Below are 20,680 nucleotides of genomic sequence, written 5' to 3' on the forward strand. Positions count from 1 at the left end.
TTTTACGCTTTCAAAAGTAAAGTATGCTTTTTTATGCTGGAACGCTAAAATTTATCTTCGTAAGAAGTCCGCAAATTGTGTATACACAAAAACATCACGCAGAGCGTGATGTTTGCTAAAGTGATTCAATTTTAGTCAGGTGGAGCTGTTTGTTATTATAAGAAACGGTATAGGTTCGGTAATACTCTTTTTCTTGACTTTGTCCGTTCGTTGTAATAGAAATAACTTCTTTTGTTCGGATTGCATAGACCGATTCACTTTCTTCTTCACTTGAGAGTTCAACATCTAATACCGAATAATCAACGAGTTCTTCTCGAATATCTCTTTCATACAGCATCTTCACAAGCTGCTTTTGATCATTCCATAAAACACTGTCCTGTTCGATATAAGGCTGTACGTATTCAAATTTATTTGTGTTAATGGACTTTGTTAAATCTCTTAAGTAATGTTCAATAAAAATATCCGCTGTTTCTTGATCAACTTTTTGGATGTTTTTTAAATTAAAATCTTTTTCTTTTTCATCTTCTTTAAAATTGTCGATTCGCTGAGAGCTGTTTTTGCTGATGGCATACTTTGTGTTGTTCTCCTTGAAAACCAAGATTTCTTCCTTTTCCCCTTTTTCATTTGTACGGGTCGTTTTACCTTGGTATGAAATATCACTAGAAGGATTAATTGACTTTACGTATTCGATATATTCATCGGCCGTAATGTTGAGGTATTTTTGATGATAGGTAACTTCATCCCATTCGTTTAACTTCCAGTGCTTATTAACGTATTTAAAATTCATGTAAATGGTCAGTCCGCCGCTTCCTTCTTTACTAATTGGCTCAATAGCCGAGACTGAAAATTGCCCAGCATGATTGTTAATAAGTTCAAATCGAATCAGATGAGTTACATCAGGAAAAAAGCTCATATTGCATTCTTTGCAGTAATAATTAGTAGAAATACTTTTTAGCTTTGTTGCAATTAAAGATGAAGTTGCATATGGCGTTAACGCTTTTTTTAGCGTTTCATAATCAGCAGGGTTAGATTCATTTTCCCATTCGTACTCTTCGCCTAATTCTTTATAAGTACTTGAAATTTTGTTCATCGTCTCAACCGCAGTTTTTTCTGCTTTTTTTTCTGATACAAGGTCAGGCTTGATAGATGACTTAGCTTGATCTTTTGGGATCACTTCATCTGAGGAAGGTTCGGTTGGTTTGGATAACTTAACTGTTTCTTTTTCTTCACAGGCTGTTAAAACCATTAGCAGCAGTAGAACGAATGCAATCGTCCATTTTTTATGCATAAGGTGTCCTCCTCAATGCCGAATTTAGTCTGTTTTTAAAATGATCTTTAATTCTCAAACGTATCGAGCACGTAATCACCGCTTGGAATTCCCCACTTTGCCTTTTTATTTTGATCTGTTTTAGCAAGTAATGAAATGGAATTTTCTTTGAGCGTAATGACAATTGTTCCTTTATTTCCTTGTCCATCATTTTCATATTCAATGGCGGCTTGGTTATTTTCAAAGCGAATATTTTTTTGTTCAACGGTTGACACGCGGATTTTGCTAGGTGGCTGGTACGAATTTATTTTAATCGTTGCTTCCGAGTTTGATGTAGCAAGAAATTGAATGATAGGAGATCCGTTATCATTGCCAGTGGTCCATTTTCCATCGTAGTCGTGTAAATCTGTTGTTTGTGTAGTGGGAGTTTCAGTGCTTGCATTTGGTTTAGATGAAAAGTCAAATGGTTCTACACTCGATAACTTTAACGTATCGTTTTGATAAACGGCTGTATAAAGGCGGTCACAAATTTTAGTATAAGGATCTTTACCCGGCTGTTTTAATAAGCTTTCTTCGTGGGTTTGTATTTTGAACACATGGTTAGGTTCTTCATACCAATTAACAATATGAAACGTTTGCTTCTTCTGCTCGATGCCTTGGCGTGTGAAATTTTCAACAAGAAGGTTTTGCTCTTTATAAAAAGAACTGCCCGCTTTCAAAAAAGCTTTTAAATCATCAAAAGAGTTTTGATCCACTGCTTTTCCAAACGCTGAAAAGTAATCAGTCATCCAGGCTGTAATAAATTTCCCGCTCATTGCTTCTTTATTTAAATCAATCGATTGAATGCTTTCTACCTGTGTTTTTGGTTCGTTTAGTACTTTTTTTGCATCTTTTTCTACTATCATTGTATTTCCGTCTTTTAATGTTTCTTCTTGCTGACAGGCTGATAACAGAATAGATGAAACAACCGTGATAATGATTGTATTACGTTTGTTCATCATAATTGCCCCTTCTTTATCTAATAAATGTATGTATATTCTTCCAACAAACAGACCTAGTATATCATTCTACAAAAAAACGCTCAACCCTTTAATTTCACAAGAAAAACGACTTGCCTTTACAGCGAGCCGTTTTTCCTCCTATTTAATGGATGCTTCTTGATATGAATTGGCTGCTTCTTTTTTGAGCTGTCTAGAGCCATAAAAGACATAGTAAATAATTGAAAGAAGGAAAATTCCAAGAATCACATAAATTAAAGGTAGAGAAACGCCAAACAGCATTAAATTTGTTGTAAGAACACTGTATTTTATGATGCTGTACAAGCACAGAATCCCTAATACTAAGGCAATGCTTGGCACGACCGGGTAGTTTACTTTAAAAGGACGGGACAGGTTAGGTTCTTTTTTGCGTAAAATAAAAAGAGAAACTAAACTGATGCAGTACATCATCATTGCTCCGAACACGGATAAGATAATAAGTGCATTGGCAAACGTTGCAGATCCTGCACAAATCACGCCGATTGCTCCCGGAATCAACAAACCGCCGACAGGAACTCCTTTTTTATTCGTTTTAGCGAGAAATTTAGGAAAGTAACCATCTCGTGCAAGCGCATAGGTTTGTCTTGAAAATCCCATGATGATTCCATTTAAGCTAGCAATCAAGCCAAATAGCCCGATAATAGCAACAACGGTTGAAATGCCGTTTCCGTATACAGAAGACAGCGCCTGTGGAAGTGGATAATCGGCTAGCTTCCCGCTTCCTCCGCCAAGTCCTGCTGTTACAAATAGTGTAAACAACGTTGCGGTTGCTAGAGTAATAATCGCTCCAATAAATCCTTTAGGAATGTTTTTCTTAGGATTTTCCACTTCTTCCGCTGCCATTGCTCCTCCTTCTATTGCCAGATAAAACCAAACAGCGAACGGAATCGCTGCTAGTACCCCTGTTGGCCCATTAATAAATGAATGATCATTAAAAATATTCGATGTTTGTACATGAGGCAAACCAGCTACATAAAAAATAGATAAACCAATTAGTGCAACAATGGTAGCTGTAAGCTCAATCACTGCTACTTCTTTTACCCCGATTAAATTTAATAAAACAAAGAAGATAAAAGCTCCTACCGTTGCGTATACAGGGTTAACGGCTGGAATAAGGAAGTGTAGGTATGCTCCTGTTGAGACCGCAATAGCAGGAGGAGCAAAAATAAATTCAAGCAAGCAGGCAATTCCTGCGATATATCCCCCAAAAGGTCCAAGTGCTCTTCTTGCATAAGCTGAAGGTCCACCTGCTTGCGGGATAGATGTTGAAAGCTCTGCATAACTGAACATAAACGTGGTGTAAAACACAGTTACAATTAAGGTTGCAATTGCAAGTCCGATAATCCCGCCTTGTTCAAACCCGTAATTCCACCCAAAGTATTGTCCTGAAATAACCATACCAACTGAAATAGCCCATAAATGAATAGGTTTTAATTGTTTTTGTAACGCCATACGTTCTCCTCCTTTTGATGTTTAGACAATAAGATGTACACCGCTTGTTTGCTGCTTAATCATTTTGTCAATCATAGTACCGATATGTGCGGCTGCCTCAATAGGAGGCGTCCCTCTTTTATGAATATTAGAAATGACCATACGATCAGACTCTTTTTTGCCTTTGCTAGGTTCATAGCACATGTAAGCACTCATTGATTCAGCACTGACCAGTCCAGGTCGCTCCCCAATCAATAGCACAAGTGCTTTTGGCTTTATGATCTCGCCTATTTCATCCATACACGCAACTCTTCCCCCTTTTACAAAAAATGAAGTCCCGATATGAAGTCCATATGACTGCAGGGAGTCAATTAAAGCTGGATAGACGTCACTTATATTTTCTTCAATTGCCTTGGCGCTCAGCCCATCCGAGACTACTACTTGTATATCAGGCCGGTGCACGCAGTTTTTAAAAATTTCTTTCTTAGCGTTATCTGCTAATAACCTTCCTTGATCCGGCCGTTTTAAATAATGTTCTTTTGACTTCACGCGTGTATTCACAGAGAAAAGGTTAAACTCGGCTAAAATATCTTCTGAAACTACTCCATATACAGAGTCGACGGCTGCAGCATGATCCGTGCGAAAAGATAAAACGTCTTTTGTTAGCGGCCTTGTTCCTGTACGTCCGACACCTATGCGGGCAGGGGTAAATTGTTTAAGTGTTTCTAGTGGATCTCGATTTGACTTTGGTATCATAGTAAGCACCTTCCTTAAATCAAATTCATAAAAATAGTTGGATCTCCAGCTCTTGATGTAAAGCGCCCGTTGGCCACAATACGCTGTTCTTCAAGCCACTTTTGAAATAACGGCGTTGGGGTGCGGCCTAACACATTACGCACCGTTGCGATGTCATGATAACTAAGAGACTGATAGTTTAGCATGCAGTCATCAGCCATGGGCACTCCTATGACAAAGTTCACTCCAGCTGTTCCCAGAAGCATACTTAAATTATCCATATCATTTTGATCAGCATCCATGTGGTTGGTGTAACATACGTCTACTCCCATAGGCAGGCCGTGCATCTTGCCCATAAAATGATCTTCTAACCCAGCTCGTAGAACTTGTTTGCTGTTATATAAATATTCAGGTCCAATAAATCCAACAACCGTATTAACTAAGAAAGGCTTATAGTGACGAGCTAAGCCGTAGCATCTAGCTTCGAGCGTTACTTGATCAATATTATAGTGAGCTTCTGATGACAGTTCAGAACCTTGTCCTGTTTCAAAATACCAGCGGTTCGGACCTTTTGCCGTCCCTTTTTCATGAATTAACGCTGTCGCTTCATCAAGCATAGACAGTGAAATTCCAAATGAATCATTACCGGCTTCTGTGCCTGCCAAACTTTGAAAAATCAAGTCAGCAGATGCTCCTTTTTCAATTGCTCTCATCTGACTCGTCACATGTGACAACACACAGTTTTGAGTCGGGATTGCCCATTCATTGATTATATTTTTTGTTTCATTCAAAAGCGCGTAGATATTATCCGTTGTGTCAATAACAGGGTTAATTCCGATAACCGCATCTCCAATTCCATAGCTTAACGCTTCGTATAGAGATGCTCTCATTCCCTTTAAGTTATCTGAAGGATGATTAGGCTGGGCTCGAGAAGCCAATACTCCTTTTTGGCCGATAGTCGTTTGACAAGTAGTTTGCACTTCTATCTTGTCAGCTCCTTGAATTAAATCTAAATTGGACATAATTTTAGTAGCCGCCGCAATCATTTCGCTGCTTAATCCTTTGCTAAGTGCAAGAAGGTCTTCTCCGCTATGCTGATCGGATAAAATGTATTCTCTTAAATCCCCTACTGTCCAATTTTTAATAATGTCGTAAACAGATGAATCAATCTGACTTTCGATTAATGCCGAGACGTTGTCTTCATCTGCGCTGAGCAGCGGGTAGTTTCTGATATCAGCAAGTGTGATATCAGCTAGAACTTGCTTTGCTGCCATTCGTTCTTTCATTGACTCAGCGCTAACTCCTGCGAGTTGATCTCCAGAACGCTCTTCGTTTGCTTTGGCCATGATTTCTTTTAAGCTATAAAATGAAAATGTTTCTCCTAACAATCGTGTAGTTTTAAACATCGTTTCCTCCTTCTATATTTAGTAGATTATGATGAAAAAGCGAGCGTTTTAACGGAAACGAAGATCGCTTCTCCAGCTACTGGTAACCCTAGATCAATGTAATCTCCGTGTGTAAAATCAATTTGATCTAAACAAATAATTTCTAACTCTTTCCTCTGTTTAGCTAATGCTTGTCCTAAAGCTTTTGCAATATCTTGCTCGCATAGAACAACGAGGCACTTAGCTCCTTTAAAACAAGCAATAAATTCAGCGCTTATTACTTTTGCTAATTCTTGAAGCATCTTATAGCTGCAGTAAGGAAAATGAGATAAAGCAATAGCAGCGGGGGGATCTTCTGCGCTGAAAATAGTTGAAGCCTGCATACATGCCGCTCGAGCTCTTTCTTGAAACATCAGCGGATTCCATTTCTCTTCTTGCTGAACAGGTATCTCTACAATCGGGATATTTTTTAACGGCAGCCGCTTAGACCCAATGTATACAGTTGATCCGCTAACTTCTGTATTTTGCATACCAGCCCCAATTACAGTAGCGCGCGTTGTCTCAGCGGCTTGAGAAACTTGGATGGATTGAAAATGATATGCTAGAAGCGGACCAACGTCTCCATGTATGGCCACTTCTTTCACTGTTTTTGGCTTTTGCTTCTCCATCATTGCTCCTACTCCTCCTGAAACCATGATCATTTCGGGGATAGAAAATCTTGTATGAGGAGAAACGAGAAGCGAGGAATTTTGATTCAGCGCATTTACATAATTCACGGTTTCTTCAGCTAGTAATTGACAGATAGACGAGAGCTTTTCAAATGTTGCTTTTTCACCTTCTCGCAGTGTTAAAGAATTATTTTTCAAAAATTCAGTTAAATGAGACGAAACGTAGGTGACAAAACCGTCTGAATTCAGACGAATTAATCTTCCCCCCACATGCAGTGTAAACGTTTCTATAACTTTTCCATTTTGACATAAAGCGATGTTAGCAGTTCCTCCTCCTACATCAATATTGGCAATTACTGCATTTGTTTCAGCAGAATGTTCGATTGCTCCTGATCCTTTTGCTGCTAATATTCCTTCCAGGTCAGCGCCAGCTGTTGCAACAACAAAATCCCCAGCATGTTCGGCTAGATAGTGAACGATACTTTCTGCATTTTGCTTTCTGGCCGTTTCTCCTGTGATGATAACAGCACCTGCTTCCACTTGATCTAAGGAGATTCCTGCATTCTTATACTCTTGTTCTAGTAGTACCGTTAATCTTTGAACATCGATTTCAACATCGTTTAGCATAGGGGTGGTATAGATAGAACTTGCATAGGTTACGCGACGATCAATAATTTGACAGCCTGGCAGCGTAAACTGATTTTGTTGATTTGCTATTAACAGCTTGCTTACAATCAGTTTCGTTGTGCTTGTTCCAATATCTAAACCTATGCTCGTGATCCATTTCTGTAGCATGCTATCAATCCCTTATCTCGTTTGAATATGGTGATTATCATAAAACAGTTTTTTGAATATTTCACTAACTATGTTATCAAACCTGACACACTTTTGTGTAAACAAAGGTGACAAATGACAAAAAAGACTAAATCTTGGTAGATTTAGTCTTTTTGCTTATGATGAGTGTGATTTAGTTATAATCATTCTTGATGCCGATGGAATTAATAGTGAAAGAATGATTAAGCAGGCTATTAGTGATCCTACCATTGAAATCCCGTTCATTGAAAAAGAATACCATAGAGCGGACATGCCCTTTGGCGCATATGATCCCCAGAAAATAATACCCGCAATAAAGTGCCAGAAATACCGTGCGAAGCTGCCGATAATAAGGGATAAAACAATCAAAACAAAAGCTTTTGATCTGTTATTGTTAGCTAAATTTGTTTTAATAGATTGCGAAAAAATACCTCCAAAACCTATAAAAGCAAAAGCCACAATATATTCAATAAACGTTTGCAGCGCTGTTAAAATATAAGCCGTTCCTGTTGCCAACTGTAAAAGCCCCCATAATAGACCAGATAGAGCCCCGCCTTTTACTCCCCAGCGAAAGCACATAATAAAAATGGGCACCATGGAGAACGAAATACTCACAGCCGTTGCAATCTTAATGGAAGGCAAAAGATCAAGTAGAAGTGCTAATGCTGCAAAAATAGCTATTTCAATTTTAGCCTGTAAAGGTAATGCTTTATTCACGTTTCTCACTCCTGTTTTTGAATCATTCATATCAAACGGTTTACACAGGAGTAAGCAAATATATGCTACTATTCCCACATTCCTACGCTAGCGTTAACTAACAGGTTCGAAGGGTCTGAACAATTTGTTCACTCTCAGCACGGCGGCTCCCCCTGTGGTACGTTCGGATATTTATGTAGTATTATGACAACATTCATTATATCATATGTAACAAAATAGATTCGAGAGATTTCAAAGATGTTTCTATTTTCTGAATCTATTTTTTATAATGACAATCGTTTTAGTATTTGGTATACTTCTTTTATGTCAAATGAATATAAAAAACCCTCATCCTAATCGATGAGGTAGAGGTCGCAGTTTTTAATAGTAAAGCAACGGAAATGCAGAGAACATTGAGGATGTTGCTTGAAAGGAAAAATTGCCGAAGTTTAGATCACTTCTCGGTTGATTTAAGCTGGGGCTGTCTCCGAACAGGAACAGAACTGTCACATCATGCGAGTGATGTGAAGAGCTATCTTCACGGAAGGTTGACGCGGTTTTCAGATTTAAAAGCGCGCACATATACTGCGGGCTTTTTTTATGTTATCCCGTCTCTTTCCGTACATTCGAAAGGAGTATTTATCTATGCAAGAGCAGCAAGAATTAAAACGTGGGTTGAAATCTCGCCACTTAACGATGATTTCATTAGGAGGAGCCATCGGAACCGGCTTATTCCTAGCAAGTGGTGGAGCAATTCACACAGCAGGACCTGGGGGAGCGCTTTTAGCTTACGCTATCATTGGTGTCATGGTTTACTTTTTGATGACCAGCCTAGCGGAGCTCGCAGCTTATATGCCTGAAGCCGGTTCGTTTAGTACGTATGCGTCTCGGTTTGTAGATCCATCCTTTGGTTTCGCTCTCGGCTGGAACTATTGGTATAACTGGGCTATTACGATTGCAGCTGAATTATCTGCTGGAGCCCTTATTATGAAATTTTGGTTCCCAAACTCTTCTTCTATTTTATGGAGTGCCCTGTTTTTATTAATTATGTTTGGGCTTAACTACCTTTCTGTAAAAGGATTTGGTGAATCTGAATTTTGGTTTTCGTTAATTAAAGTAGTAACGGTTATCATCTTTTTAGTTATTGGTATTATGATGATTTTTGGTATCTTTAACAATGAAGCACCAGGTTTTAAAAACTTCACGCTTGGTGATGGACCCATTCACGGTGGATTCTTTACTGTCTTAGGTATTTTTATGGCTGCTGGTTTTTCATTCCAAGGAACAGAGTTGCTTGGAGTCGCAGCTGGAGAAAGTGAAGATCCGGAAAAAACGGTTCCTCGTGCAGTTAAACAAGTCTTCTGGCGCATCTTGTTATTTTATATTTTAGCTATTTTTGTTATCGGGATGCTTATTCCATACACAGCGGATTCATTAGCAAGTGATGATGTGCGGGTAAGTCCATTTACTTTAATATTCGAACGAGCAGGTCTGGCGTTTGCAGCATCAGCTATCAATGCCGTTATTTTAACAGCCGTTTTATCTGCTGGTAACTCAGGTATGTATGCTTCTACGCGTATGCTGTGGAACTTAGCGAAAGATGGAAAAGCACCGAGGTTCTTAGCAAAAGTAAATAAACGAGGCGTTCCGGTTAATGCTTTAATCGCAACGGCACTTGTCGGTACACTTGCATTTGGTGCTTCATTTTTTGGAGACGGTGCGGTATACACGTGGTTACTTAACGCTTCTGGTATGTCTGGTTTTATTGCTTGGTTAGGAATTGCCATCAGCCACTATCGTTTTAGAAGAGCATTTGTTGCCCAAGGTCATGATTTGAGTGAACTTCCATATCATGCAAAACTTTTCCCGTTTGGTCCTATCTTTGCCTTTATTTTATGTGCTGTTGTCATTTTAGGTCAAAACTATTCGGCGTTTACGGGTGATTCGATTGACTGGTACGGTGTACTTGTTTCTTATATCGGACTTCCTTTATTCTTAATTGTTTGGTTAGGATACAAATGGACGAAAAAGTCAAAACTTATTCCGTTAAAAGAATGCCAAGTAACAGTAAAAAAATACGAATAAAAAAAGCTCTCTATTCTTTTGAATAGAGAGCTTTTTTATGTGACCTGATCAGCAAAATGAAGAGATATATAGGCGGGCTGATTTTTCATAACAAGCATATAACCTTTGAGGGGGCGACTACAGTAATCAGCAGCTTCTATATAATAAATATGCTGAATTAACCTGCTTAAATGGGTTACAAAAGATGGAAGTTGATGAGTTGGAATGCTTTGGATGTAGTCTATGATTTCTTGTTTAGTTTGAAGGCCCGAATGAGTACATTCTAACAGATGAAAAAGCGGATCTGCTGCTATAGTAGATAGTTCAGAGTTGTGTTTGATTCTATTCAGCTGGATATGCAGTTCTTTTTTGGACCATTTTTTTGGAATAGCTCTTAGATGCTGATATTGAACATGTGTATTCATGATAGCTAACACCTTTCGTATTAAAATAATAAAACGACTTATTATTTTAATAACCTTTACACATGAAACTAAAACGTTGCAATGTGTAAAGGTGTCATACATCTTATAAAATAAGCTGATAAAAAAGAACATCTTGCCACTGATCGAATTTCCAGCCTACTTCTTTAAATTCTCCGCAAAATGTAAAATTAAATTGCTCATGCATTTTGATACTGATATCATTCCCTTTTGTAATCCCTGAAATGACAACGTGATGGTTGAGTTCTTTAGCTAATTCCAAAATTCGCTTCATAAGCTTTTTTCCAATGCCATGTCCCTGCTGGTTTTTATCAATATAAATCGATAGCTCTACCGTTTGAATGTACGCCTCTTTATCTCGATAAGAAGAAAGCGAAGCATAGCCCGCTACTACCCCATCTTTTTCTGCGACAATAAGCGGAAAAAGTTCATTGCTAATATGATTATTAAACCAGCTCCTTCTTTGCTCTACCGTTACAGGCGTTAAGTCAAAAGTAGCAGCACTTGTTTGAACAGACTGGTTATAAATTTCAACAAGCATAGGTAAATCTTCTTCTTTAGCATAACGAATGATCATATGTACAAACTCCTTATAGTATAGAATTATCTTTATTTTACTTCTTTTAATAAACATAATCTACATAAAAAACCGATGTGCGCATGCACATCAGTTGTGATTTTGAGCATATTGAAAGGTTTGAAGAACTTGAAGTGTCTCTTTTGTAGAAACGACCGTCGCAAACTCCTCATGCAAAGAAGACAGTGCGAATGTATGTACATCTTCTGCAGGAAGCCTTGTTTTTCCATCGTAGGACATACAATCAAAGCAAGCTGTTGCATCGTTTACAACGTACGTCCTGTACCCTAGATTTCCAGCCATGCGGGCAGTCGTAGAGACGCAGTGATTAGTAGTTAGTCCTATTAAGATAAGCGTATCATAGCCATTTGCTTTTAAATAACTGTCTAGCTCTGTTCCAATGAAGCAGCTGTTCACGTGTTTGCGAATTAAGTATTCGTCTTCTTGTGGACCAAACCCTTCTTTGAACTGAAACCCCTTTGAACTTGGGTGTAAAGGAGAATCTGGATTTTCTGATGCATGCTGTACGTGAATGACAGGATAATCTTGGCGCCTCCATGCTTGCAGTAGTGTCAGCATATGTTTTTCTGCATCTAGATTGTTTCTTTCCCCCCACTGTGGTGAATAAAATCCTTCTTGTACATCAATAAGCAGCAGCACTGGCCGGGAACGTAACATAAGCATCATCTTCTTTCATCTTTATTTTAAAATGGAAATAACGTATGTGCACCCATCAGATCCGGCTTTTGACGAATGAACCGTTTGTTTCGGTAAATGTATCCGATCTCCTGCCTGACATAGAACCGTATCATGTTCAACTGTAAAGTAAATAGATCCTTCAAGTATATGAAGAATTTCATCAGTTGGATGGGTATGAGATGGGTGCGTTTGAAAAGCAATATCGTGCTGTACTTCAACGTATCCAGTATACGCCGGAAGCAGTTCTTTAATTACTTCTTCAAACTTTCCGCCAACTCCTTTTTTAATAGAGGCTTTTTTTACGTCCATGCTGCTCACTCCTTTTTAATTTAAACGGACACTGTCCGGTAGTATAGTTGTTATCATCGCGCAAAAAATATTGCTTCCACTCTCGGTTTTCCTGCTGTCCATACCATCCTAATTCAGGATGAGCTGATACGTCATCATATGTTTCCAACCGATCACGGACGACCTTTTGTACGTGCTTCCCTATTTTTGAATCTCCTGTCATTCCTTCAAACACCCATCGAGGCTGAAATGTAATCATAAATCCTCTGCTCTTACGGCTTTTACGTAAAGAATGAGCAGGCGTATTACAGACGACAAAAGTAGGTTCTCCGTGAAAGCAAAATTCCCACAATGGATCTTTTGGATCTTTTGGAATGTCTTGCGGCCATTTCTTTTGATCAATTTGATGAAGAAACGTCAGCGTATCCCAAAACATCGTTTCGTACTCTTCCATTGAGCGTTCTTTATGTTCAGGCTTAAAGAATAACACAAAGGATGTATAGCGACCTATGGTTTTAAAAGTATCTATGTATTCTCTAAGTGCCGACGCTGCATTCCTAATATCTTGGTAGTTATAAGGAGTAGTCACAAATGAAAACCGCAGTAAATCTTTTTTAAAGCCTTCTACCCCTAATATACAAGGAAATGGATTTTCTTCTGATAATATATCGCTTTGGAAATATTGAAAAGCATCTTTTCCCCAAAACGGGACATGCGTTGACTCTAAAATCTCATTGGCTCGAAAAAGTATTTTTGATGCCATTAAAACCCTCCTTATGGAACTCAACGTTACATGTGTATTAAAGAAAAGAAAGTTTATGAGCATTTTTAACTAAATGTCGCTTCTAAATTATAAAACTCTAATCTATATATATATAAGCTACTATTGGACAAGTTAGAAAGGAGGCTGTGTTTGTGGAATGGTTTTTGATTGCTATAAAACAAATAATTCTAGGTATTAGTCTCGCAGCACCGGTAGGTCCAATTAATATAGAGATGATTAAAAAAGGGCTGACAAAAGGTTTTTGGGCTTCTTGGCTAGTTGGTTTAGGAGGCATGACGGCCGACATTTTATTTATGCTCCTCATTTTAATAGGGTTAACGCCTTTTGTTCAGATGCAGGCTGTTACTGTTTCCCTGTATGCAACTGGTTTTGTCATGCTCACATTTGTTGGCTTTCAAAGTATGAAACAAGCTGTCTCTCGTTCCTTTTCAGTCGATGTAAATAAACCCTCTATTAAAGGAGATAAATCGTTTTTTTCAGGCTTCTTCATTGCTCTTATGAACCCTTTAAATATTGTGTTTTGGTTTGGTGTATTTGGGTCAAGCTTAAGCGAAAGCCTCCACAGTCAAACGTGGCTATCTGTCTTTTTTCACAGTTTCTTTATTATCTTTGGCATCCTTCTTTGGAATTTAAATATTGCCTGCAGCATTCATTTCACAAGAAAATTTATCACACCTAAGCTTCTTCGTTTCATTACGTTAGGTGCCGGGTTTTTACTTTTTTTATTTGGCTGCCAGTTCGGTTTTAAGTGTATATCCTTACTTATAGGCTGAGCTTTTAGCAATGAGTTCAATAAGAGTGTCATTTACTTTCTCACGTTCATCATAAAAAAGGCCGTGTCCACTATTTTCAAATGGAAGAAGTGTAGAAAATGAAATATGACGATTCATAACTTTTGCAAGATCAAATGGACAAATTTGATCTTTTTTTCCGTGTAATATATATGTCTCGGCGAAAATTTGACTTAAATCTTCCCGTAAGTCTTCGTCTCGTAAAGACACCGCAGTTTTAATCGTTCCATGACCGGATGCCTCTAAACCTAAATCTTGAAACCACCCTCTAAAAGCTGAACTGGTTGGCTGATTAAAAAACTTTTTCCCAAACTCTTCAAGCATGTTAGGACGATCTCTATACGTATTTTGAATAATTGTATTTACTTCTTCAGAAGGAAGTCCATATGGAAAATCAGTTTTTTGAATAAAACTAGGAGCCGCTGCTCCTAATAAAATTAACTTCTTCACGCCATATCCTAAATGTCTGCTCATATATCGAATGGCAATGGCTCCCCCCATAGAAAAGCCTACGAGCGTATAATTTTTAAGCTCCAATCTTTCTACTAACATGCGAACATCATCCGCTAATTGATTATAAGAATAGCCGGTGAAAGGCGCATCTGATTTTCCGAATCCTCGAAGATCAGGAGCGATACATCGAATACCTCGGGCCGGCAATGTTGTAAATTGGTATTCGTACATTTTAGCGTTAACAGGCCACCCGTGAAGGAAAAGAACGGGTTCCCCTTTTCCGATATCCCGAACAAAAAGTTTAGTCTTAGGAGTTACGTGAATAAAATAGTTCATGTATAACACCTCCTAGTTGTTCTTATATATATATGTTTAGGACAATTGGAACATTCAAAAGTTTCTTATAGGCCTGTGTAGGATGTGTATAATGTTTATTTGGGATGAGGAGTAGAGTAATTCTTTTATATTGTTTATTTAGAACATAGTTTAATTTAAAAATATAAAGTAAAAAAAGCAGTAAAGCTTTAAAAACTTTACTGCTTTTTTTGTTATTTTTCTTCCAGCCACACATCAACTAAATTGCCAGCTTCGCTTTGGTCCAATACGAATGAACCGTTGCTGTATCGGTCACTAGCTCGCATTGTAGACGGATCAACCTGCTCGATTTGACCTTTAGATGATTCCACTATCATGTAATGTTCTTTAGAGATTGCTTTTACTTTTGCAATTTGATGCGGATTAGCTTTTAGTTCTCGGACCATCACTAGCCCTCGTTTTGCTCGTGCTGATTCTTCAAACTCAGTAATTTTTGTCTTTTTCACAGCTCCTCGCTGCGTGGCGATAAATAATTCAGTTGATAGAGCTTCATCTTCATCGAAGATAACGCCGCTTACAACATAATCATCGTCTTTTAAGTTAATTCCTTTCACACCAGAAGCGCGAGTTCCTACAATATTGATTTCTTCTTCCCGGAAACGCAGTCCGTAGCCAGAACGAGTGGCAATAAACACTTGTTTTTTACCATCCGTTTGATATACATCGATTACTTCATCATCGCCTTTTAAATTAACGGCGACAAGAGCTTTGGAGTAGCGCTGTGCTTTATATTGAAGTAATTCTGATTTTTTGACCATACCATTTTTCGTAAAGAAAAGCAGATACTGATTTTCTTTAAATTCTTTCACCGGTATCGCCCGTACAATTTGCTCTTCTTTATCAATTGGAACAATGTTCATGATATGCTGCCCCATGTCTTTCCACCTGATATCAGGAAGTTCGTGCACTGGCATATATAAATAATTCCCTTTGTTTGTGAAGATGAGTAGCGTTTCGGTTGTATTAATTTCATACTTCGCTAAAATTCGGTCCGTATCTTTCATACCGAAGTCTTGCCCGTTAGACGCGGCGTAAGAACGAAGGCTTGTTCGTTTTACGTATCCGTCTTTTGTGACTGTCACCATCACTTCTTCAGATGGAACCATCACTTCTAGATTAATCTTAATTTCTTCGATTTCCGCTTCAATTTTTGAGCGGCGTTCTGTACTATATTGCTTCTTTACACGGCGTAATTCTTTTTTGATTACATTAAAAAGTTTTTTCTCGCTATGTAAGATTTCTTCTAACTCGTTAATTTTAGCACCTAGCTCTTCGGCTTCCGCTTGTAGAGCTGTGATATCCGTGTTTGTCAAACGGTATAATTGAAGCGATACAATCGCCTCTGCTTGAGGTTCTGTAAATTCATATTTGGCAATTAAATTATTTTTAGCGTCGCGCTTATCTTTAGAAGCTCTAATCGTCGCAATAACTTCATCTAAAATCGACAGGGCCTTAATCAATCCCGCTACAATATGTTCACGTTCACGTGCTTTTTGCAGTTCATATTTAGAACGATTTGTTACCACTTCTCTTTGATGATCAATATAAGCATCAAGAATATTAGCCAAACTCATAAGCTTTGGTCGCTTTTTAGCAATAGCAACCATGTTAAAATTATAAGGTACTTGCAGATCCGTATTTTTATAGAGATAGTGAAGTACTCCTTGAGCATTTGCATCTTTTTTTAATTCTACTACGATGCGCAGACCGGTACGATCCGTTTCATCGCGAACTTCAGCAATGCCTTCCACTTTTTTATCTAAACGAAGCTCATCCATTTTCTTAACAAGGTTGGCTTTGTTTACTTCAAACGGAATTTCCGTAATAACAATTTGCTGTTTTCCGCCGCGAATGGACTCCACTTCCGTTTTTCCGCGAATAATAATTTTTCCTTTACCTGTCTCGTAGGCTTTCTTAATCCCGTCTACCCCTTGAATGATTCCTCCCGTAGGAAAATCAGGACCTTGAATAGCCGTCATCAACTCTTCAATTGTACACGTTGGTTTATCAATTCGCATGATCGTTGCGTCAATTACTTCACCTAAATGATGAGGAGGAAGTTCTGTAGCATAACCAGCTGAAATACCCGTGGATCCATTTACTAGCAAGTTAGGAAACATAGCCGGTAACACAGTTGGTTCGCTGCTTGTATCATCGAAGTTAGACACAAACTCAACCGTTTGTTTGTCAATATCTCGTAGAAGTTCTGCAGCAATCGATGAAAGGCGAGCTTCTGTATAACGCATTGCTGCTGGGGGATCTCCATCAATACTTCCGTTGTTTCCATGCATTTCGATTAATACATTTCTAACTTTCCATTCTTGACTCATTCGAACCATGGCCTCATATACAGATGAATCACCATGAGGGTGATAGTTACCAATTACGTTCCCTACAGTTTTGGCTGACTTGCGAAAGCCTTTTTCTGCTGTATTTCCATCTACGTGCATTGCATATAAAATACGGCGCTGAACGGGTTTTAACCCGTCTCTTGCATCCGGCAGTGCACGCTCTTGAATAATATATTTACTGTATCGACCAAAACGGTCGCCTAGTACATCCTCAAGAGGTAAATCTAAAAAGCGTTCTGTTTGTGTCATTGTACGTCCTCCTCTGCGACCGTTAATACATTTTCATTATCTAAAATATTTGGATCTTCTTCTAATCCAAACGCTACGTTGCTTTCAATCCATTTTCTGCGAGGTTCTACTTTATCGCCCATCAAAGTGGTCACACGACGATCAGCGCGAGCAGCATCATCAATACGGACACGAATCAGCGTACGCGTCTCTGGGTTCATTGTTGTTTCCCACAGCTGATCTGCGTTCATTTCACCGAGACCTTTATAGCGTTGAATCATATACCCTCTTCCTACCTTATCGATAGCACCTTGCAATTCTTCGTCACTCCATGAATATTCAACCACTTCTTTTTTACCTGACCCTTTACTTACTTTATAAAGCGGTGGAAGAGCAATAAATACTTTTCCTGCTTCCACAAGCGGTTTCATATAGCGGTAGAAAAACGTTAGCAGAAGCACTTGAATATGAGCGCCATCCGTATCCGCATCGGTCATGATGACTATTTTATCGTAGTTAATATCATCAATTGCAAAATCTGCTCCTACTCCTCCGCCTATCGCGTGGATGATCGTACTAATTTCTTCGTTTTTAAAAATATCTTGAAGCTTGGCTTTTTCGGTATTGATAACCTTCCCTCGCAGTGGCAGCACAGCTTGAAAGCGGCGATCCCTTCCTTGTTTTGCTGAACCTCCGGCGGAATCCCCTTCGACTAAGTACAGTTCGTTTCGCTGAGGATTTCTTGATTGCGCAGGCGTTAACTTTCCGCTTAGAACGGTTTCTTGACGCTTTCGTTTCTTCCCGTTTCTTGCGTCTTCTCTCGCCTTTCGTGCTGCTTCACGCGCTTGAGCAGCTTTGATTGCTTTTTTTACAAGAAGAGAGCTTACGTCCGGGTTTTCTTCTAAGAAATAGGCAAGTTTTTCAGAAATAACTGCATCTACAGACGAACGAGCTTCGCTTGTACCTAACTTTCCTTTTGTTTGTCCTTCAAACTGAAGCAACTCTTCAGGTATCCTTACAGAAACGATGGCTCCTAAGCCTTCTCGTATATCCGTTCCTTCTAAGTTTTTGTCTTTTTCTTTTAGCAGGCTTACTTTACGGGCGTATTCATTAAATGCACGCGTCATAGCGCTTTTTGCACCGGACTCATGCGTTCCACCATCCTTGGTACGAACATTATTAACGAATGATAAAATGGTTTCAGAATAACCATCATTAAATTGAAAGGCAAATTCAACTTCAATATTATGGTGAATCCCTTCAAAAAAGACGACTGGATGAAGTGAATCTTTTTCTTCATTTAAATATGAAACGAAGGCTTGAATACCTGTTTCATAATGAAAGGTATCGTGACGATCATGTCTTTTATCGATTAACTCTATTTTGAATCCTTTTAACAGAAAAGCCGATTCGCGGAGCCGTTCACAAAGCGTGTCATAATTATACACAGTTGTTGAAAAGATCGTAGCATCCGGTTTGAAATGAATCGTTGTTCCTGTTTTTTTCGTTTTCCCTATTTTTTCTAGCGTCGTAACCGGCTTTCCTCCATTTTCAAAACGCTGTTCATAAATAAATCCATCTCTATGAATGGTTACAGTCAACCATTCAGACAGCGCATTTACAACAGATGCACCTACTCCATGTAAGCCTCCGCTTGTTTTATATCCACCCTGTCCGAATTTACCTCCTGCATGCAAGATGGTTAAAATAACTTCAGGCGTTGGTTTTCCTAGTTTATGCATGCCCGTTGGCATACCTCGACCTTTATCTTGTACAGAAATTGAATTATCTTTGTGAATGGTTACAATAATTTCTTCTCCGTAGCCTGCTAGAGCTTCATCGACAGAGTTGTCGACGATTTCATATACTAAATGATGCAGACCTCGTGTATCCGTACTTCCAATATACATACCAGGACGTTTACGAACGGCATCTAATCCTTCTAGTACTTGAATTGCATCTTCATTATAATTAAATTGTTGTTTCCGAGCCATTCATACTACCCCTTTCATTACAACGAACATTACTACATTATGTATGAAACACAAACGTTTGCGCTTCGTGTCTAAGAATAAATGATCATGTATCCTATCTTTTAATTTTATAGTGTTCGCATAAACAGAACGTATGTTTCTATTTTTGCGTACTTACAAGATTTTAGCACAAATTTCCGTATTATAAAAGCAATATCTTGTGTATTCATGGATTATAAGCATTATAAAGCTAGCTGTCTAACGTCTATTGTAGCGGAAACGCTCTTACTATTTCAACGCATGGTGAAACCCATGCAAGCAGTGTGCATGGGTTGGTTGTTCTGCTTATAGATCTTACTTTGTTAAAGCATGCTCAACTTTTATACAACGATCCATAACTACAGTATACCCTTTTTTAGCGAGCAGGTCATATGCTTCTTCATTAATTAAACCAGATTGTGCCCAAAATACGTCTGCGTCTACTTCTAAAAACTCTTCTGCAACTTCAAGCAAATGCTCAGAGCGACGAAATACATTAACGATATCAATATGCCCTTCAATTTCTTTTAATGAAGATACGGCTTTTACGCCGAGCGCTGAGTTAATTGTCGGGTTCACTGGAATAATCTCGTAGCCTTGCTGCTGCATGGCTTCTGAAACCATATAAGACGTTCGATGAGGGTTATCTGATAAACCTACTACAGCAATGCGCTTGCTTCTCTTTAATATTTTACCAAGCTCTTGGCGGGAAGGAATTTTAATGGACATGTCTATTACCTCTCTTAGCTATATAATATGTACTGAACAACATTCGTGATTTACAGTTGATTTCCTGCATATAGTACCCGTTTTCTCTATTTTTGTAAACGTCTTCTTTTTTTAAAATAATTGTCTCTCACCCAAAACTAGCTATGTTTTTTTAAGTATCTCATGGTAAAATAGAAACGATATAGAAATAAAGGAGCTTTCAAACATGAATTATTTATTACCTATTCTTGCCTATATCTTGGGCTCTATTCCTTTTGGACTAGTTGTTGGAAAACTAGGATACGGCATCGATATACGAGAGCATGGAAGCGGCAATTTAGGCGGCACCAACTCCTTTCGTACATTGGGTGTAAAAGCCGGAATTATTGTTACGCTGGGAGACATTCTAAAAGGAACCCTAGCAGCTTCTTTACCGCTTTTATTTGATACGAATCAAAGCATTCTCTTCATTGGTTTATTTGCTGTCATTGGTCATATTTTTCCTGTTTTCGCGAAATTTAAAGGCGGGAAAGCTGTTGCCACGTCCGCCGGAGTGATTTTATGTTATGAACCTCTTTTATTTGCTTTCGTACTATTATGTTTTTTTATCTGCTTATACATAACGAAGTATGTATCACTGTCATCAATGGTTACCGGGGTATTAACCTTTATCTACACGCTATTTAAGCAAGACTACATGCTTATTATGATTATTGGTTTAATTGTAGCCTTTGTCATTTACAGACACCGCGCAAACATTACCCGAATTCTTAACAAAACAGAACCGAAAGTCACATTTTTGTCAGGTAAAAAGAAATAAGAGGATCTTCCTCTTATTTCTTTTTTTATAACCACCTTGTAAGCGAATATATTTC

General features: G+C 38.5%; 19 protein-coding genes and 2 riboswitches. Of the genes, 3 read left to right on the top strand and 16 right to left on the bottom strand.

Going from position 1 to position 20,680, the window contains the following annotated elements:
• Positions 1-115: 115 nt before the first annotated feature.
• From LJC66_RS12860 to thiT, 7 genes are all read right to left on the bottom strand, one after another.
• Positions 116-1,288 carry a TcaA NTF2-like domain-containing protein gene (locus LJC66_RS12860; protein ID WP_230932693.1) on the bottom strand — a complete coding sequence of 391 codons (1,173 nt, stop codon included), beginning with the start codon at positions 1,286-1,288 and terminating at the stop codon, positions 116-118.
• A gap of 47 nt (positions 1,289-1,335) precedes the next feature.
• The gene (locus tag LJC66_RS12865; protein ID WP_195696916.1) at positions 1,336-2,268 is read right to left on the bottom strand and encodes a TcaA NTF2-like domain-containing protein; all 933 of its coding nucleotides are present in this window, start codon (positions 2,266-2,268) and stop codon (positions 1,336-1,338) included.
• Positions 2,269-2,406: 138 nt separating this feature from the next.
• A complete protein-coding gene (gene eat / locus LJC66_RS12870) occupies positions 2,407-3,756 on the bottom strand; it encodes an ethanolamine permease (protein ID WP_028408364.1) in 1,350 nt (449 codons plus the stop codon).
• Between the two features lie 21 nt (positions 3,757-3,777).
• On the bottom strand, positions 3,778-4,491 hold the full coding sequence (eutC, locus tag LJC66_RS12875; RefSeq protein WP_050689742.1) for an ethanolamine ammonia-lyase subunit EutC: 714 nt from the start codon (positions 4,489-4,491) through the stop codon (positions 3,778-3,780).
• Positions 4,492-4,505: 14 nt separating this feature from the next.
• The gene (locus tag LJC66_RS12880) at positions 4,506-5,876 is read right to left on the bottom strand and encodes an ethanolamine ammonia-lyase subunit EutB (protein ID WP_230932694.1); all 1,371 of its coding nucleotides are present in this window, start codon (positions 5,874-5,876) and stop codon (positions 4,506-4,508) included.
• 26 nt (positions 5,877-5,902) lie between these two features.
• Positions 5,903-7,318 carry an ethanolamine ammonia-lyase reactivating factor EutA gene (locus LJC66_RS12885; RefSeq protein ID WP_230932695.1) on the bottom strand — a complete coding sequence of 472 codons (1,416 nt, stop codon included), beginning with the start codon at positions 7,316-7,318 and terminating at the stop codon, positions 5,903-5,905.
• A gap of 156 nt (positions 7,319-7,474) precedes the next feature.
• The gene (gene thiT / locus LJC66_RS12890; RefSeq protein WP_050689751.1) at positions 7,475-8,083 is read right to left on the bottom strand and encodes an energy-coupled thiamine transporter ThiT; all 609 of its coding nucleotides are present in this window, start codon (positions 8,081-8,083) and stop codon (positions 7,475-7,477) included.
• A 32-nt stretch (positions 8,084-8,115) separates the two neighbouring features.
• Positions 8,116-8,216: riboswitch (TPP riboswitch) on the bottom strand.
• 174 nt (positions 8,217-8,390) lie between these two features.
• Positions 8,391-8,575, top strand: a riboswitch (Lysine riboswitch).
• Between the two features lie 102 nt (positions 8,576-8,677).
• On the opposite strand from thiT, the gene LJC66_RS12895 reads away from it, so the two are divergent.
• Positions 8,678-10,117 carry an amino acid permease gene (locus LJC66_RS12895; RefSeq protein WP_050689739.1) on the top strand — a complete coding sequence of 480 codons (1,440 nt, stop codon included), beginning with the start codon at positions 8,678-8,680 and terminating at the stop codon, positions 10,115-10,117.
• Between the two features lie 35 nt (positions 10,118-10,152).
• Here LJC66_RS12895 and LJC66_RS12900 read toward each other — a convergent pair whose 3' ends face one another.
• The 5 genes from LJC66_RS12900 to LJC66_RS12920 all read right to left on the bottom strand — a co-directional run bounded on the left by LJC66_RS12900 (position 10,153) and on the right by LJC66_RS12920 (position 12,866).
• Positions 10,153-10,521: a hypothetical protein gene (locus LJC66_RS12900; RefSeq protein ID WP_230932696.1), complete on the bottom strand. Its 369-nt coding sequence runs from the start codon at positions 10,519-10,521 to the stop codon at positions 10,153-10,155.
• 103 nt (positions 10,522-10,624) lie between these two features.
• Positions 10,625-11,116 carry a GNAT family N-acetyltransferase gene (locus LJC66_RS12905; RefSeq protein WP_050689738.1) on the bottom strand — a complete coding sequence of 164 codons (492 nt, stop codon included), beginning with the start codon at positions 11,114-11,116 and terminating at the stop codon, positions 10,625-10,627.
• A 90-nt stretch (positions 11,117-11,206) separates the two neighbouring features.
• Positions 11,207-11,794, bottom strand: a complete 588-nt coding sequence (locus LJC66_RS12910; protein WP_034276016.1) for a cysteine hydrolase family protein — start codon at positions 11,792-11,794, stop codon at positions 11,207-11,209.
• A 21-nt stretch (positions 11,795-11,815) separates the two neighbouring features.
• Positions 11,816-12,124, bottom strand: coding sequence for a cupin domain-containing protein (locus tag LJC66_RS12915; RefSeq protein ID WP_028408355.1), 309 nt, complete (start codon positions 12,122-12,124; stop codon positions 11,816-11,818).
• The gene (locus tag LJC66_RS12920) at positions 12,099-12,866 is read right to left on the bottom strand and encodes a YqcI/YcgG family protein (RefSeq protein ID WP_028408354.1); all 768 of its coding nucleotides are present in this window, start codon (positions 12,864-12,866) and stop codon (positions 12,099-12,101) included. The genes LJC66_RS12915 and LJC66_RS12920 overlap by 26 nt, the downstream gene beginning before the upstream one ends.
• 152 nt (positions 12,867-13,018) lie before the next feature.
• On the opposite strand from LJC66_RS12920, the gene LJC66_RS12925 reads away from it, so the two are divergent.
• Positions 13,019-13,660, top strand: a complete 642-nt coding sequence (locus tag LJC66_RS12925; protein ID WP_028408353.1) for a LysE family transporter — start codon at positions 13,019-13,021, stop codon at positions 13,658-13,660.
• Here the strand turns inward: LJC66_RS12925 and LJC66_RS12930 are convergent.
• The 4 genes from LJC66_RS12930 to LJC66_RS12945 all read right to left on the bottom strand — a co-directional run bounded on the left by LJC66_RS12930 (position 13,646) and on the right by LJC66_RS12945 (position 19,826).
• Entirely contained in the window at positions 13,646-14,467 is an 822-nt protein-coding gene (locus tag LJC66_RS12930) for an alpha/beta fold hydrolase (protein WP_230932697.1), read from the bottom strand. The genes LJC66_RS12925 and LJC66_RS12930 overlap by 15 nt on opposite strands.
• Before the next feature lie 212 nt (positions 14,468-14,679).
• Positions 14,680-17,106 (bottom strand): DNA topoisomerase IV subunit A, encoded by a 2,427-nt coding sequence (gene parC / locus LJC66_RS12935; RefSeq protein ID WP_230932698.1) that lies wholly within the window; start codon positions 17,104-17,106, stop codon positions 14,680-14,682.
• The gene (gene parE / locus LJC66_RS12940) at positions 17,103-19,079 is read right to left on the bottom strand and encodes a DNA topoisomerase IV subunit B (protein WP_028408350.1); all 1,977 of its coding nucleotides are present in this window, start codon (positions 19,077-19,079) and stop codon (positions 17,103-17,105) included. The genes parC and parE overlap by 4 nt, the downstream gene beginning before the upstream one ends.
• A 333-nt stretch (positions 19,080-19,412) precedes the next feature.
• Complete coding sequence (locus tag LJC66_RS12945) at positions 19,413-19,826, bottom strand: CoA-binding protein (protein ID WP_050689736.1); 414 nt, start codon at positions 19,824-19,826, stop codon at positions 19,413-19,415.
• Positions 19,827-20,031: 205 nt separating this feature from the next.
• Here LJC66_RS12945 and plsY point away from each other — a divergent pair, with 205 nt between their 5' ends.
• Complete coding sequence (gene plsY / locus LJC66_RS12950) at positions 20,032-20,625, top strand: glycerol-3-phosphate 1-O-acyltransferase PlsY (protein ID WP_230932699.1); 594 nt, start codon at positions 20,032-20,034, stop codon at positions 20,623-20,625.
• The last annotated feature ends 55 nt before the right edge of the window (positions 20,626-20,680 follow it).

It is taken from the genome of Priestia sp. TSO9, from assembly GCF_021029645.1.
GTDB lineage: Bacteria > Bacillota > Bacilli > Bacillales > Bacillaceae_H > Priestia > Priestia megaterium_E.

Coding starts and splice junctions, on each gene's coding strand:
- LJC66_RS12945 (WP_050689736.1), bottom strand. CDS start 19,826: ATGTCCATTAAAATTCCTTCCCGCCAAGAGCTTGGTAAAATATTAAAG.
- LJC66_RS12900 (WP_230932696.1), bottom strand. CDS start 10,521: ATGAATACACATGTTCAATATCAGCATCTAAGAGCTATTCCAAAAAAA.
- parE (WP_028408350.1), bottom strand. CDS start 19,079: ATGGCTCGGAAACAACAATTTAATTATAATGAAGATGCAATTCAAGTA.
- LJC66_RS12910 (WP_034276016.1), bottom strand. CDS start 11,794: ATGTTACGTTCCCGGCCAGTGCTGCTGCTTATTGATGTACAAGAAGGA.
- plsY (WP_230932699.1), top strand. CDS start 20,032: ATGAATTATTTATTACCTATTCTTGCCTATATCTTGGGCTCTATTCCT.
- eutC (WP_050689742.1), bottom strand. CDS start 4,491: ATGATACCAAAGTCAAATCGAGATCCACTAGAAACACTTAAACAATTT.
- LJC66_RS12915 (WP_028408355.1), bottom strand. CDS start 12,124: ATGGACGTAAAAAAAGCCTCTATTAAAAAAGGAGTTGGCGGAAAGTTT.
- LJC66_RS12930 (WP_230932697.1), bottom strand. CDS start 14,467: ATGAACTATTTTATTCACGTAACTCCTAAGACTAAACTTTTTGTTCGG.
- LJC66_RS12880 (WP_230932694.1), bottom strand. CDS start 5,876: ATGTTTAAAACTACACGATTGTTAGGAGAAACATTTTCATTTTATAGC.
- parC (WP_230932698.1), bottom strand. CDS start 17,106: ATGACACAAACAGAACGCTTTTTAGATTTACCTCTTGAGGATGTACTA.
- LJC66_RS12885 (WP_230932695.1), bottom strand. CDS start 7,318: ATGCTACAGAAATGGATCACGAGCATAGGTTTAGATATTGGAACAAGC.
- LJC66_RS12860 (WP_230932693.1), bottom strand. CDS start 1,288: ATGCATAAAAAATGGACGATTGCATTCGTTCTACTGCTGCTAATGGTT.
- LJC66_RS12895 (WP_050689739.1), top strand. CDS start 8,678: ATGCAAGAGCAGCAAGAATTAAAACGTGGGTTGAAATCTCGCCACTTA.
- eat (WP_028408364.1), bottom strand. CDS start 3,756: ATGGCGTTACAAAAACAATTAAAACCTATTCATTTATGGGCTATTTCA.
- LJC66_RS12905 (WP_050689738.1), bottom strand. CDS start 11,116: ATGATCATTCGTTATGCTAAAGAAGAAGATTTACCTATGCTTGTTGAA.
- LJC66_RS12865 (WP_195696916.1), bottom strand. CDS start 2,268: ATGATGAACAAACGTAATACAATCATTATCACGGTTGTTTCATCTATT.
- LJC66_RS12920 (WP_028408354.1), bottom strand. CDS start 12,866: ATGGCATCAAAAATACTTTTTCGAGCCAATGAGATTTTAGAGTCAACG.
- thiT (WP_050689751.1), bottom strand. CDS start 8,083: ATGAATGATTCAAAAACAGGAGTGAGAAACGTGAATAAAGCATTACCT.